Annotated in this window: 10 protein-coding genes; 9 read left to right on the forward strand and 1 reads right to left on the reverse strand. The window is 74.5% G+C overall.

From position 1 onward, the window contains the following. Positions 1-121 precede the first annotated feature (121 nt). From V2J85_RS35625 to V2J85_RS35660, 8 genes are all read left to right on the forward strand, one after another. Positions 122-1,201 carry a methionine ABC transporter ATP-binding protein gene (locus V2J85_RS35625; protein WP_261952513.1) on the forward strand — a complete coding sequence of 360 codons (1,080 nt, stop codon included), beginning with the start codon at positions 122-124 and terminating at the stop codon, positions 1,199-1,201. Then, positions 1,198-1,935 (forward strand): methionine ABC transporter permease, encoded by a 738-nt coding sequence (locus tag V2J85_RS35630; protein WP_261952514.1) that lies wholly within the window; start codon positions 1,198-1,200, stop codon positions 1,933-1,935. Before V2J85_RS35625 ends, V2J85_RS35630 begins: the two co-directional genes overlap by 4 nt. A gap of 105 nt (positions 1,936-2,040) precedes the next feature. Continuing rightward, on the forward strand, positions 2,041-2,898 hold the full coding sequence (locus V2J85_RS35635) for a MetQ/NlpA family ABC transporter substrate-binding protein (RefSeq protein ID WP_261952515.1): 858 nt from the start codon (positions 2,041-2,043) through the stop codon (positions 2,896-2,898). Positions 2,899-3,082: 184 nt separating this feature from the next. Continuing rightward, the gene (locus tag V2J85_RS35640; protein ID WP_261952516.1) at positions 3,083-3,718 is read left to right on the forward strand and encodes a GNAT family N-acetyltransferase; all 636 of its coding nucleotides are present in this window, start codon (positions 3,083-3,085) and stop codon (positions 3,716-3,718) included. Between the two features lie 172 nt (positions 3,719-3,890). Further along, complete coding sequence (gene cbiE / locus V2J85_RS35645; RefSeq protein WP_030808840.1) at positions 3,891-5,111, forward strand: precorrin-6y C5,15-methyltransferase (decarboxylating) subunit CbiE; 1,221 nt, start codon at positions 3,891-3,893, stop codon at positions 5,109-5,111. A gap of 236 nt (positions 5,112-5,347) precedes the next feature. Next, positions 5,348-9,517 (forward strand): nicotinate-nucleotide--dimethylbenzimidazole phosphoribosyltransferase, encoded by a 4,170-nt coding sequence (gene cobT, locus V2J85_RS35650; protein WP_330823852.1) that lies wholly within the window; start codon positions 5,348-5,350, stop codon positions 9,515-9,517. Between the two features lie 173 nt (positions 9,518-9,690). Then, positions 9,691-10,929 (forward strand): uroporphyrinogen-III C-methyltransferase, encoded by a 1,239-nt coding sequence (gene cobA, locus V2J85_RS35655; RefSeq protein WP_261952518.1) that lies wholly within the window; start codon positions 9,691-9,693, stop codon positions 10,927-10,929. A 78-nt stretch (positions 10,930-11,007) separates the two neighbouring features. Beyond that, complete coding sequence (locus tag V2J85_RS35660) at positions 11,008-11,823, forward strand: TrmH family RNA methyltransferase (protein WP_330823853.1); 816 nt, start codon at positions 11,008-11,010, stop codon at positions 11,821-11,823. Between the two features lie 201 nt (positions 11,824-12,024). Here the strand turns inward: V2J85_RS35660 and V2J85_RS35665 are convergent, their stop codons facing one another. Then, on the reverse strand, positions 12,025-13,485 hold the full coding sequence (locus V2J85_RS35665) for a serine/threonine-protein kinase (protein ID WP_261952520.1): 1,461 nt from the start codon (positions 13,483-13,485) through the stop codon (positions 12,025-12,027). Positions 13,486-14,091: 606 nt separating this feature from the next. On the opposite strand from V2J85_RS35665, the gene V2J85_RS35670 reads away from it, so the two are divergent. Then, positions 14,092-14,301 (forward strand): hypothetical protein, encoded by a 210-nt coding sequence (locus tag V2J85_RS35670; protein WP_261952521.1) that lies wholly within the window; start codon positions 14,092-14,094, stop codon positions 14,299-14,301. The last annotated feature ends 452 nt before the right edge of the window (positions 14,302-14,753 follow it).

Raw genomic sequence — 14,753 nt, forward strand, 5'->3', positions numbered from 1 at the left:
CACCGGAACCAGGAGCCGGGCCCCGCGCCCGCCGCCGCTCCCGTTCCCCCCTGCCGCACTCGCAAGAATGCCCCGTGCCCGGTGGCGAGCCGCCGAGCACTCGACAGTGACGGAATTCCCTGTGATCACCACAACGGGCCTGACCAAGGTCTACCGTTCAGGAGACCGCGACGTCACCGCCCTGGACGGCGTCGACCTGCACGTCCGCGAGGGCGAGGTGTACGGCGTCATCGGCCAGAGCGGCGCCGGCAAGTCCACCCTCATCCGCTGCCTCAACCTCCTGGAGCGCCCCACCTCCGGCACGGTCACCGTCGCCGGCCAGGAGCTGACCTCCATCGCCGGGCGCGGCAAGCGCGCCGGCGCCCAGCTCCGCGCCGCCCGCAGCCACATCGGCATGGTCTTCCAGCACTTCAACCTGCTGTCCTCGCGCACCGTCCAGGACAACGTCGAACTGCCGCTGGAGATCCTCAAGGTCGACCGCCGCGAACGCTCCCGCAAGGCCCTGGAACTGCTGGACCTGGTCGGCCTCGCCGACAAGGCCAAGGCCTACCCCGCCCAGCTCTCCGGCGGCCAGAAGCAGCGCGTCGGCATCGCCCGCGCCCTGGCCGGCGACCCCAAGGTGCTGCTCTCCGACGAGGCCACCAGCGCCCTCGACCCGGAGACCACCCGCTCCATCCTCACCCTGCTGCGCGACCTCAACCGCCAGCTCGGCCTGACCATCGTCCTCATCACGCACGAGATGGACGTCGTCAAGACCATCTGCGACTCGGCCGCGCTGATGAAGAACGGCCGCGTCGTCGAGCAGGGCACCGTCGCCGAACTGCTCGCCACCCCCGGCTCCGAACTCGCCCGCGAGCTCTTCCCGGTCGGCGGCGAGCCCTCCGCCGACGACCGCACCGTCGTCGACATCACCTTCCACGGCTCGGCCGCCACCCGCCCGGTGATCTCCGAGCTGGCGCGCACCTACAACGTCGACATCTCGATCCTCGGCGCCGCCATGGACACCGTCGGCGGCAAGCAGATCGGCCGGATGCGGATCGAGCTGCCCGGCCGCTTCGAGGAGAACGTCGTCCCCATCGGCTTCCTGCGCGAGCAGGGCCTGCAGGTCGACGTGGCCGACGTCGCCGACCTCGTCCCCGACACCGCCGCGGCCGTCCCGGCGCCCGCCGCCGCCCCGCTCCAGAAGGAAGGTGCCAAGTGAGCTGGACCGAGATGCAGCCGCTGCTCCACGACGCCACCCTCGACACCCTCTTCATGGTGTGGTGGTCGACGTTCTACGCGGTCCTCTTCGGCATCCCCGTCGGCATCCTGCTGCACCTGACCGACCGCGGCGCCCTGCTGCAGAACGCCGTGGTGAACAAGGTCCTCGGCGCGATCGCGAACATCGGACGGTCCTTCCCGTTCCTGATCCTCATCGTCGTGCTGCTGCCCTTCACCCGGATCGTCGTCGGCACCTCCATCGGCCCCACCGGCGCGGTGGTCCCGCTCGCCATCGCCGCCATCCCGTTCTTCGCCCGCCTCGTCGAGGCCGCGCTGCGCGAGGTCGACCACGGCCTGGTGGAGGCCGCCCAGGCCATGGGCGGCGGCACCTGGACCATCATCTTCAAGGTGCTGCTGCCGCAGGCCCTGCCCGCGCTGGTCGCGGCCGTCACCACCACCGTCATCACGCTGATCGGCTACTCCGCGATCGCCGGTGCGGTCGGCGGCGGCGGCCTGGGCTCCCTCGCCTACAACTACGGCTACCAGCAGTACGAGACCAAGCTGATGGTCATCACCGTCGTCGAGCTGATCGTCATCGTCACCGGCGTCCAGCTGCTCGGTGACCTGGTCGTCCGCCGGCTCGCCGGCCGCGGCACCCGTCCCTCCTCGCCCGTACGCGTCGGCCTGCGCCGCGCCCGCACCGAGGAGCCGGCGGCCGTCACCGAGGCCGCCTGACCCCGAAGCCACCCGCGTCACCCGCACCACCCGAGAGCCCGGACCCTTTGCCGGGCGGACAGCACACGGACACCCCCGTGTGGGAACAAGAAAGAGGCACTCTTCGTGCGCAACACCATCAAGATCACCGTGGCCGTCGCCGCCGCCTCCGCCGTCGCCCTGGGCGCGAGCGCCTGCTCCGCACCCTCCGACGCCACCGCCAGCACCGACAAGAGCGACAAGAACGCCCCGCTCGTCGTCGCCGCGAGCCCCACCCCGCACGCCACCATCCTCGACTTCGTCAAGGACAAGCTGGCGGCCAAGGAGGGCCTCAAGCTCGTCGTCAAGCCGTTCAACGACTACAAGATCCCCAACAAGGTCACCGACGACGGCCAGGTCGACGCCAACTTCTTCCAGCACAAGCCCTTCCTGGACACCTTCAACAAGGAGAACGGCACCCACATCGTGCCGGTCCAGAACGTGCTCATCGAGCCCCTCGGCCTGTACTCCAAGAAGATCCACAAGCTCTCCGACCTCAAGTCCGGCTCGACCGTCTCGGTCCCCAACGACCCGTCCAACGAGGGCCGCGCGCTCAAGCTGCTCGCCGACAACGGCGTGATCACCCTCAAGCCCGGCGTCGGCGCCGACGCCAAGCTCACCGACGTCAAGGACGACAAGGGCATCAAGATCACCGAGCTGGAGGCCGCGCAGACCGCGCCGCGCATCGACGACGTCGACGCCGCCATCATCAACGGCAACTTCGCCATCGGCGCCCACCTCAAGCCCTCCAAGGACGCCCTCGCGCTGGAGAAGGCCAAGGACAACCCCTACGCCAACTTCCTCGCCGTCAAGAAGGGCAACGAGAACGACCCGCGGATCAAGAAGCTGGCCAAGCTCCTGAACTCCCCCGAGGTCAAGAAGTTCATCGAGGACAAGTACAAGGACGGCTCGGTCATCCCCGCCTTCGGTCCCGCCAAGGCCTGAGGCCACCAGCCACCACCGGGCCCCGGCCGCGCACCCCGCGCGGCCGGGGCCCGGGCGCGTGGCACACCCACCGGCCCATGCTGCATGCTGGTGCATTCAAGACGGTCAGACGGCCCGTGACCTCGCGGTGAACCATCCCGCGACGTCCCGGAGCACCCACGGTCAACGGCGTTGGAGCAGCGGCATGACATCCACCTTTCCGGACATCTCCCTCAGCACGGACCGGCTGGTGCTGCGCCCCTTCGAGGAGGCCGACATCCCCGCCCTCGCCGAGATGATGTCCGACGAGCTGGTCACCGCCTGGACCGCGCTCCCGCACCCGTACACCACCGCCGAGGCCCGCGCCTGGGCCACCGGCAAGGCCGCCGCGCTCCGCACCACCGGCCGCGGCCTCGCCCTCGCCGTCACCGAGTTCCTCACCCAGCGCCTGGTCGGCACGGTCCACCTCGAAAACACCGACTGGCGCATCCGCTCCACCGAGATCGGCTACGTCACCGCCCCCTGGGCCCGCGGCGAGGGCTACGCCTCGGAATCCGTCCTCGCCATCGCGCAGTGGCTCTTCCACCACCAGCAGTTCGAACGCCTCGAACTGCGCACCGCCGCCGACAACACCGCCTCCCAGCAGGTCGCCCAGAAGATCGGCTGCATCAGCGAGGGCGTGCTGCGCAACGCCTGGATAGCCCGCAGCCGCACGGAGGACGGCGGCTGGACGGACATCCGCACCGATCTGATCGTCTGGAGCCTGCTGCCCGAGGACCTCGACGGGGTCCCCGGCCGGATGGCCGACGCGAACGGATTCACCTACCCCGAGTGGAACTGACCCACGCCCGCGCCCAGGTCCGTACCTCTCGGGGTACCCTCGGCCTGCCGCGCACCCGCGCGACCAGCGCGGACCTGCGTCCGGCGCACCACAGCGGCGCGCCACCGGCCCGCGGCCACCCCGCGGCCGCCCCCGCCCGCGTACCCACAGCAGACCCAGGAGACTGACGAGCATGGCCGACCGGGTCACGGTGATCGGATGGGACGGCTCTCCGCTGACCGCCGCCGCCCGCTCCGCCCTCGGCGCCGCCACACTCGTGGCCGGCGCCGCCCACCACCTCGCACTGCCCGAAGTCCCGCCGCACGCCGAGCGGATCCGGCTCGGCAGCGTCACCCTGGCCGCCCGCCGGATCGCCCAGCACCGCGGCACCGCCGTCGTCCTCGCCGACGGCGACCCCGGTTTCTTCGGCGTCGTCCGCACCCTGCGGGCCCCCGAGCACGGCCTGGAGGTCGAGGTCGTCCCGGCCGTCTCCTCCGTCGCGGCCGCCTTCGCCCGCGCCGGCATGCCCTGGGACGACGCCCAGATCGTGGTGGCCCACAGCCGCGACCTGCGCCGCGCGGTCAACGTCTGCCGCGCCCACACCAAGGTCGCGGTGCTCACCTCGCCCGGCGCCGGCCCCGCCGAACTCGCCCTGCTGCTCGGCGGCGTCCATCGCACCTTCGTCATCTGCGAGGAACTGGGCACCGAACGCGAGCAGGTGACGGTCCTCACATCCGACAAGGCCGCCGACCACGTCTGGCGTGACCCCAACGTCGTCATCGTCGTCGGCGGTTCACCCGGCGGCGCCGCGGCCCAGGGCACCGGCTGGATCGCCGGCCACGAGGTCGGCCACCCGACCGGACCGCGCGGCTGGGGACTGCCCAACCGCGCCTACGGCGGCGCCCTCGCCGAGGGCGAGACCGTCCAGCTGCGCACCGCCCAACTCGCCCGCCTCGGACCGCGGGTGGGCGATCTGGTCTGGGACATCGGCACCGGCAGCGGAGCCGCCGCCGTGGAGGCCGCGCGGTTCGGCGCCGCGGTCATCGCGGTGGACGCCGACCCGGACGCCTGCGGCCGCACCGCCGCCGTCGCCCGCCGGCACGGCGTCCAACTCCAGGTCGTGCACGGGCGGGCGCCGCAGATCCTGGAGGACCTGCCCGAGCCCGACGTCGTGCGGATCGGCGGCGGGGGAGTGGAGGTCGTCACCGCCTGCGCGGCCCGCCGTCCCGAACGGATCGTCACCCACGCCGCCACCCGCGACGAGGCCGAGCTGCTCGGCCGGGCACTGGCGGACGGCGGGTACGACGTCGAGTGCGCCCTGCTGCAGTCCGTGGACCTGGACACCTCCGTCTGGGTCGAACGCGAGCGGTCCGTGGTGTTTTTGCTCAGCGGGTATCGCGTTCCTCACCCGTGACCAGGAAGGCAACCCGCGCGAGGTAGGCTGGCGGATCGTTGCGCCGCCGTTCCACGTTCGGCTTCGTACGCCAAATATCCGGAAAATGCCGTGGTTTTGGACGAATATGAAGCTGTGAGCGTGGTCGTGCCGCGAGGCGTGCTCGCTCGTTCTAGCTATCGGGGCGTCGGGGCGCCCCGGTCGAGCGTGTCGCACGAGCGGTTGGAAGGAGCACTACCAATGGGCGAGGGGTACGCATGACCGACACCGGCCAGGTCCCGGGCGAGGGACAGCCGGAGAACGCAGGCGGACATCCCGGGCAGCCGCAGCCGGCGGCCGCTCCCTCCCCTGCCGACGCCGGATCCACGGAGCTGCCGGGCATGGTGACCCCTCAGGGCGACTACCCCTACCTCGACCAGGCCGATCCCGGCGTCGAGGACGACGACCTGCTGCTCATGCCGGGTGCCCAGGGCGCCTGGAGCGAGCAGCCCGCGGCCCAGCCGCTGCCGCACGAGACCCACCAGGGCCCGGCCCAGCAGCCGCAGCACGGCGTGCCGTTCGACGCCGCCGCCCAGGCGGCCACCGGTTACGAGCCGATGCCCGCCCAGGCCGGCGACCACGAGACCGGCGGCCGGGACTCCGGTTCCGTCGACCTGAGCGCGGTCCGCATCCCGCAGCCCGCGGCGCCCCAGCAGCCGGACCGGGCCCGCGCGGCCGCGCCCAACCGCCGCCCGCTGCACATGGGCCCGCCGGTTCCCGACGCGACCGGCGGTGTGGTCCGCTCGCTCGCCGACCGCGGTCCCGCCGACGCCCCCGCCCGGCACGCCGCCCCGCCCGCCGGCGCCCCCGAATACTTCGACGCCCCCGTCCCCGCCCCGGCCCCCGTGGCCCCGGAGGCCGCCGCGGCCGCCCAGCAGGTCCCCGGCGCACCCCAGGACGCCCAGCCGGCCCCGGCCCAGGCGTACGCCGCCCCGCAGCCGCAGGCCGAGGCGGCCCCGTACGCCGAGCAGACGTACGGCGGCCAGTCCTACGGCGGCCAGTCCTACGGTGGGCAGTTGTCCCCCGAGCAGACCTACGGGGCCGCCGGCCAGGGCCCGTTGCCGGGTCCGCAGCTCGGCGAGATCCCGGCCCAGATGCCGGCCTGGAACGACGCCACGGCCGCCCCCGCCCCGGCCGCCCCCGCCCCGGCCCCCGAGCCGGTACCGGCTCCCGAACCGGTCGTGACGGCCGCGCCGGCACCGGTGGCCGACGAGGTGCCGGTGGCCGACGAGGTGCCGCCGGTCGAGGAGACCGCAACGGCCGCGGGAGCGGCCCCGGTTGCCGACGCGGCACCGGCGGCGGAAGCGGAAGCGGTCGCGCCCGCGGAGGCCGCCGCCGCACCGGCGGAGGAGACCGCGCCGCCGGTCGCGCAGCCCGTCGCCCAGGACCCCGAGCAGTCCGCCGAACAGCAGCAGCACGCCGAACAGCAGTCCGTGGCGCAGCCGCAGGCACAGCCCCAGCCGGTGGCGCAGCCCGCGGAGGGCGCCGTGGACGGGACCGTGCCGGCCGAGCTCGTCGAGGCCCCGGCGGCGGAGCAGCCCGCCGCACCGGCGCCGGACGCACCGGCGCCGGACGCACCGACCCCGGACGCGCCGGTCCAGGAGGCTCCCGCCCAGGACGCTCCCGCCCAGGAAGTGCCCGCTGCGGACGCTCCTGAGCAGGGCGCGGTCGAGGCCACGGAGGGGCACGACGCGCCCGACGCCGCCGCCCAGCCGCAGCCCGAGGCCGTGGCCGCTGAGTCCGTTGCCCCGGAGGCCGTCGCCCCCGAGGCCGTCGCGGCGCCGCAGGGCCCCGTGGACCTGCCCGGTGCCGCGGACGGCGCCCCCGCCGAGCAGGCGGTCACCCCCGTCGAGCAGGAGCCGGCCGTCATAGAGCCGCCCGAGGCGGTCACCCCCGACACCTCGGCCGCCCCTGCCGCAACGGACGCACCCGAGGGCGCGGCGACCCCGGCCGGCGAGTCCGCGGCACCCGCCGCGGACGCCGCCCCGGACACTCCCGCCGACGCGTCCCCCGAGGCCGCCGTGACCCCCGAGGCCGCCGTGACCCCTGAGTCCGCAGCGACTCCCGAGGCCGCTCCGGACGACGCGGCAGCCCCGGAAGACGTGGCAGCCCCCGTGGCGGAAGAGCAGACAGCCACGACAGAGGCCGCGGAACCGGCCGCAACCGAGGCAGCGCCCGCAGCAGCGGAAGAGGCAGCGGAGCCGACACCGGTCGCGGAGGCCGCCCCGGCGGCCGACCCGGCCCCGGTGCCCGAGCAGCCGCAGGCCGCCGACGAGCAGCCCGCCACCACGGCCGACGTCCCCGCCGAGGCCACCCCCGAGGCGCAGCCCGGCACCGTCCACATCCCGGCCCAGCAGGTCGCCGAGCAGCCGGCCGGCGAACAGCCGCAGGCCGCCGAGCAGCAGCCGCAGGCCGCCGCGGACGACACCGTTCCGCAGGACCGGGAGCAGGACCCCGCCGACACCCCGGCCGCCGCGGCGGAGCCCGCCGAGGCCCCCGTCGACGAGGCCCCCCACCAGCAGGACGCCGAGGCGCTCCTCCAGCGCGGTGAGGGCGCGGACGAGGACCAGCCGCAGGCCGCTGACGAGCAGCCCGCCGCCGCGGAGACCGACCCCGCCGACGGCGCCCCCGAGGCGGAAGAGGTCCCGGCCGGGCCCCCGGCCGCCGGCTACGACGACTCCGAGCGCGCCGCCGTCCACCGCGTGATGCGCGAGCGCCGCGACATCCGCAACGGCTTCCGCAGCGACCCGATCCCCAACGAGGTCCTGCTGCGCGTCCTGGAAGCGGCCCACACCGCCCCCAGCGTCGGCCACTCCCAGCCCTGGGACTTCGTCGTCATCCGGTCCGCCGAGACCCGCGAGAAGATGCACCAGCTCGCCATGCAGCAGCGCGACGCGTACGCCAAGTCGCTGCCCAAGGCGCGCGCCAAGCAGTTCCGTGAGCTGAAGATCGAGGCCATCCTCGAAACGCCGGTCAACATCGTCGTCACCGCGGACCCCACCCGCGGGGGCCGGCACACCCTCGGCCGGCACACCCAGCCGCAGATGGCCCCGTACTCCTCCGCGCTCGCCGTGGAGAACCTCTGGCTCGCCGCCCGCGCCGAGGGCCTCGGCGTCGGCTGGGTCAGCTTCTTCGACGAGCGCGAGATGGTCCGCGAACTGGGCCTGCCCGAGCACCTCGAAGTCGTCGCCTACCTGTGCGTCGGCTACGTCGACGAGTTCCCCGAGGAGCCCGAGCTGCTGCAGGCCGGCTGGTCCAAGCGCCGCCCGCTGTCCTGGGTCGTCCACGAGGAGACCTACGGCCGCCGCGCGCTGCCCGGCGAGAACCCGCACGACCTCCTCCAGGAGACCCTCCAGGGCATCCGCCCGCTGGACGCCAAGGCGCTCGGCGAGGCGTGGGAGCGCCAGAAGCGGATGACCAAGCCCGCCGGCGCGCTCGGCATGCTGGAGATCATCTCCGCGCAGCTGTGCGGCCTGTCCCGCAAGTGCCCGCCGCCGATCCCGGAGCCGGCCGCCGTGGCGATCTTCGCCGGCGACCACGGCGTGCACGCCCAGGGCGTCACCCCCTGGCCGCAGGAGGTCACCGGCCAGATGGTCGCCAACTTCCTGGGCGGCGGCGCGGTCTGCAACGCCTTCGCCAACCAGGTCGGCGCCGAGGTGTGCGTCGTGGACGTCGGCGTGGCCGTCGAACTGCCCGCCACCCCCGGCCTGCTGCCCCGCAAGGTCCGGGCCGGCACCGCCGACTTCACCCAGGGCCCCGCGCTCACCCAGGACGAGGTCCTCAAGGCCATCGAGGTCGGCATCGAGACCGCCCGCGACCTCGTCGCGGCCGGCAACAAGGCGCTGCTCACGGGCGAGATGGGCATCGCCAACACCACCACCTCCGCCGCGCTGATCGCCGTCTACACCGGCGTCGACCCGGCCGAGGTCACCGGCCGCGGCACCGGCATCAACGACGAGACGCACGCCCGCAAGGTCGACGTGGTCCGCCGCGCCCTGGAACTCCACCAGCCCGATCCGGCCGATCCGGTCGGCGTGCTCGCCGCGGTCGGCGGCCTGGAGCACGCGGCCCTGGTCGGCCTGATCCTCGGCGGCGCCTCGCTGCGCACACCGGTGATCCTCGACGGCGTCAGCGCCGGCGCCGCCGCCCTGGTGGCCCGCGCCATCGCCCCCGAGGCGCTGGCCGCCTGCATCGCCGGCCACCGCAGCGCCGAGCCCGGCCACGTCGCGGCCCTCAACAAGCTCGGCCTGCGCCCGCTCGTCGACCTCGACCTGCGCCTCGGCGAGGGCACCGGCGCCCTGCTGGCCCTCCCCGTCGTGCAGAGCGCGGCCCGCGCCATGCACGAGGTCGCCACCTTCGACTCCGCCGGAGTGACGGAGAAGAGCTGATGCGGTGCGGCCGGAACGCGGCCGCCCCGCATGACCCCCGGCCCGCAGCCCCCTAGGCTGTGGGCCGGGGCCGTACGCCCCGAGGGTCGTATCATCCCTGATCAGCCGCTCCAGAGCCGCAGCGACTGAGCCGGTCTCGAACCCGCACCATCCGCACAAGGAGCCGCCCCGCCATGGCCGAGCACGTCGCCGAACACGCTGCCTACCCCGTCGGACTGCGGCTGTCCGGCCGCCGGGTGGTCGTCCTGGGAGCCGGACAGGTCGCCCAGCGCCGCCTGCCCTCGCTCGTCGCCGCGGGCGCGGACGTCGTGCTCGTCTCCCCGTCCGCCACCCCGTCCGTCGAGGCGATGGCCGACGCCGGCGAGATCCGCTGGGAGCGCCGCCGCTACCGCGCCGGTGACCTCGCCGAGGCCTGGTACGCGCTGATCTCCACCGACGACCCCGAGGCCAACGCCGCCGCCTCCCAGGAGGCCGAGGAGCGGCGGGTGTGGTGCGTACGCGCCGACGACGCCGAGGCGGCCACCGCCTGGACCCCGGCCACCGGGCGTAGCGAGGGCGTCACCGTCGCGGTCCTCACCGGCCGCGACCCGCGCCGCTCCGCCGCCGTGCGCGACGCCATCGTCGAGGGCCTGCGCGACGGCAGCATCGCAGCCCCGCACCACCGCCGCCCGCACACCCCCGGCGTGGCGCTGGTCGGCGGCGGCCCCGGCGACCCCGACCTGATCACCGTCCGCGGCCGCCGCCTCCTCGCCGAGGCCGACGTGGTCATCGCCGACCGCCTCGGCCCGCGCGACCTGCTGGCCGAGCTGCCCCCGCACGTCGAGGTCATCGACGCCGCGAAGATCCCCTACGGCCGGTTCATGGCCCAGGAGGCCATCAACAACGCGCTGATCGAGCACGCCAAGGCCGGCAAGGCCGTGGTCCGCCTCAAGGGCGGCGACCCGTTCGTCTTCGGCCGCGGCATGGAGGAGGCCCAGGCACTCGCCGAGGCCGGCATCCCCTGCACGGTCGTGCCCGGCATCTCCAGCACCATCTCGGTGCCCGCCGCCGCCGGCATCCCCGTCACCCACCGCGGCGTCGCCCACGAATTCACCGTGGTCAGCGGCCACGTCGCCCCCGACGACGAGCGCTCCCTGGTCGACTGGGCCGCCCTCGCCAAGCTGCGCGGCACCCTGGTCGTCCTCATGGGCGTGGAGAACAGCGGCGCCATCGCCGCCAAGCTCGTCGAACACGGCCGCCCCGCCGACACCCCGGCCGCCGTCATCCAGGAGGGCACCACCGCCACCCAGCGCCGGGTCGACGCCACCCTCGCCACCCTCGGCGAGACGGTCCGCTCCGAGGGCGTCCGGCCGCCGGCGGTCATCGTCATCGGCGACGTCGTCACCGTCGGCGCGACGACCACGGCCGGCTAGCCGCGACCCCTGCTGCCGGCCGGCCGATTGGCTGCCCCCGGCATTGGAACCCCGACACCGACAAGGCACTATCTCCCCGTGGCAGAAATCATCACCGTCGACGACCCGGACGACCCGCGGCTGGCCGACTACACCGGCCTGACCGACGTCGAACTGCGGCGCCGGCGCGAGCCCGCGGAGGGACTCTTCATCGCCGAGGGCGAGAAGGTCATCCGGCGCGCCCGGCACGCCGGCTACGAGATGCGCTCGATGCTGCTCTCCTCGAAGTGGGTCGACGTCATGCGCGACGTCATCGACGAGGTCCCGGCCCCGGTCTACGCCGTCAGCCCGGCCCTCGCCGAACAGGTGACGGGCTATCACGTCCACCGCGGCGCGCTCGCCTCCATGCAGCGCACCCCGCTGCCCACGGCCGCCGAACTCCTCGCCGGCGCGCGCCGCATCGTGGTCATGGAGGCCGTCAACGACCACACCAACATCGGCGCGATCTTCCGCAGTGCGGCGGCCCTCGGCATGGACGCGGTGCTGCTCTCCCCGGACTGCGCCGACCCCCTCTACCGCCGCTCGGTGAAGGTCTCCATGGGCGCGGTCTTCTCCGTCCCGTACGCCCGCCTGGAGAGCTGGCCCCGGGACCTGTCCGTCGTACGGGAAGCGGGCTTCAAGCTGCTCGCCCTCACCCCTGCCGAGAAGGCCACCACCATCGACGAGGTCGCCCCGCACACGCTGGACCGCGTCGCCCTGATGCTGGGCGCGGAGGGCGGCGGCCTCACCACCGGCGCCCTGCGCGCCGCCGACGAATGGGTCCGCATCCCGATGGCCCACGGCGTCGACTCCCTCAACGTCGGCGCAGCCGCGGCGGTGGCGTTCTACGCGGTGACGTCGGGGCGTCAGGCTTAGGCGGGCGTACGGCGCGAGGGGCGCCGAGGGCCATCCCCGGAATACCGGCCTGCCCCGCCACGTTGTCGGCCCCGAGGGGGCGTTCGCGCCCCTTAGGGGATCTGTTCCCCCAGCCCCTAAGGCCCGCCCACCGCCCCCGGCCAGGCCAAGCCCCGGCTCCGCGCCCGCCCCACGGACGCCACCGCCGGCCCCCGCGCCGCCCTACCGCGCGTCCGCGTCCCCGCCCCGCGCCGGCTGACCTTCACCCGGAGCGGCCGGGCCCCCGGCCGGAGCAAGCGGAGCCAGCCGTTCCATGGCGTCGGCCCCCAACCCCCGGGTCGGCCCCTGGCAGCCCTGCGCCGCCGCGATCCCCAGCGCGACCAGCAGCGTCACCACGACGAACACGATGACCCGCTGGCGCAGCAGCCGGCGGTCGGGGCCGGGCCGGCGTCCGCCGGAGTTCGTACGGACCGGGGTGCGCGAACCGTTTCGCCCCGTCGGCCGCGCCGCCGGACCACGTCGGGCACTCCGCCCCGCGGTACGCGGATTCTTCCTCGCGCCGGTGCCCGCACCCGTACCTGCACCCGCACCCGTACCCGCACCGGAAGCCGGTCCGCCCGGCCGTCCGCCGGCCCCGTCCCGCGGCGCCGGCGGACGCGACGCGTGCGGGCGCGGCGCGGAGCCGCCCGCCGTCCGCCGCTCGGTGCGCTGGCGCGCGTACTCCTCGGCCCGCTGCCCGGTCGGCCGGTCCGACGGACGGTGCTCCGCCCGGCCCCATCCGGCCCCGCTGCCGGACCCGTTGTGCGGAAGCCCTCCCGGCAGCCCCCCGGACAAACCCCCCGACAGGCCGCCCGACAGACCGTGCGCCTCACGGGCCGCGATCTCCTTGAGCCGCAACGACAGCGACAACGTGCTGGGCCGGTCCGCCGGATCCTTGGCCAGGCACGACGCGAGCAGCGGCGCCAGCGCGTCCGGCACCCCGGAGAGCTGCGCCTCCTCGTGCACCACCCGGTAGAGCATGACCTCCGAACTGCCCTGCCCGAACGGGGAGTCCGCGGTGCAGGCGTACGCGAGCGTGGCGCCCAGCGCGAAGATGTCGGTGGCCGGGGTCACCGCGGCCCCGCGGACCTGTTCCGGCGCCAGGAAGCCCGGCGACCCGACGGCCGTACCGACATGCGTGAGCGTGCTGGCGCCGGTCGCCCAGGCGATGCCGAAGTCGATGATGCGCGGGCCCTTGGGCGACAGCAGGATGTTGGACGGCTTCAGGTCGCGGTGCACGACACCCGCGTCGTGGACGGCCAGCAGCCCCTCGGACAGTGCCGCGCCGACGGACGCGACCTGCGCGGGGGAGAGCGGCCCCTCCTCGTTGACCTTGTCGTGCAGCGACGGGCCGGGGACGTACTGGGTGGCGAACCACGGGCGGTCCGCGTCCAGATCGGCCGCGACCAGCCGCGCCGTACAGCCGCCGCGGATCCGGCGGGCGGCGGAGACCTCGCGGGCGAACCGCGAGCGGAATTCCTGATCCTCCGCCAGGTCCGGCCGGATCACCTTCAGTGCGACCCGCTGACCGCGCTTGTCCGAGCCGAGGTAGACCACGCCCATCCCGCCCGCGCCGAGCCGGCGGTGCAACCGGAACGTCCCGACGACACGCGGGTCCTCGCGTCGGAGCCGCATCATCGCCATGTCCGTCCCCTACCTGCGGTGGGAGGCCCCTCCGCTGCCAACCGTCTGACGTGGCACAGCTTACGGATTGACGGCTCGCTGTGCTGAGAGGCCGCGCATGCGTCGGCAACCGGATTGTCGGTGGCGGGTGCGATCCTCGGAGTGCGGAAGGGGAAAGGGGCGTGCGGCGGCCGGGGTTTTCCGCCCGCGTGCTCAATGATCCGTCACATAAGGGGGATTGGCGCGATGAAGGATGATCGAGGGCGAATGCCGGGGATGCCGGATGTCGCTCCGGGCGGCGGACGGCGCCGGCGTACGCGACGGCCGGCGGCTGCCGGACGGCGGGGCGCGGGGGAGCCACCGACGTGAGCGAGGTCACGCATGCGGGCCGCTCCGACCTGCGGTGCGGTGGCCACCCCTGGGGGATGTCCGGGGTCCTCAGGGGTCTTCTCCACCCAGGGGAGTACGTGACGCCCGGTCCCGTCATCCTCCTGGAGGCCGCCCAATAGGTACGACGGCATGACGCCTGGCCTGCGTCGCGTGCCTAGTGTTGTCATCAAGCGGCGGGCGCAGCACTCGTCCCCCGAGGTCAGACGCCCGCCGCTCCAGAGACGACGGGAGCGGACGATGGATCGGACCTCAGGACGGACGGCCCTTCGGGCGCAGGGGCGCAAGGCCGCCGCGGCGCTCGGCGGCCACCAGTCCTCGGGCACCCGCCATCCCCTCGTCGCGGTGGCCATGGTGCTGCCGTTGGCGATCCTGCTCGCCGTCGTCTTCGGCGGCTGGGAAGCCGTCATGACACAGGCGTCGTCCGTTGCCGGAATGCTGGGGCGCTGAGCGGCACTCCAGGCCCGGGAGAGCGGCCCGGGACGGGGACCTCCGGCTGAATACCCCGTGGGGACGGGGGTGCGGCGGACGGCACGAGCGGCCGGGCATCTGGGGAGATGCCCGGCCGTCGAGCTTCCAGCCCACCCACCGAACCACGGCTCCTCCCCCCGAGCGTCCCCACCGCATACGCGCCCCGCCGCCCCGCCCGCCCCTCGCCGCGTACGCATGCCGCCCCGACGCCTTGGCTGCCCTTCCCGCGTACGCCCGCCGGCCTGACGCCCTGCCCACCCCCGCCGCGTACGATCCCCTTCGGGCCCGCCCAGGCAAGGCCCCACACCGACGCAGGCCAGGCGTCATGCCGTCGTACCTATTGGGCGGCCTCCAGGAGGATGACGGGACCGGGCGTCACGTACTCCCCTGGGTGGAGAAGACCCCTGAGGACCCCGGACATCCCCCAGGGG

This window comes from Streptomyces bugieae (assembly GCF_036352915.1).
Lineage (GTDB): Bacteria > Actinomycetota > Actinomycetes > Streptomycetales > Streptomycetaceae > Streptomyces > Streptomyces endophytica.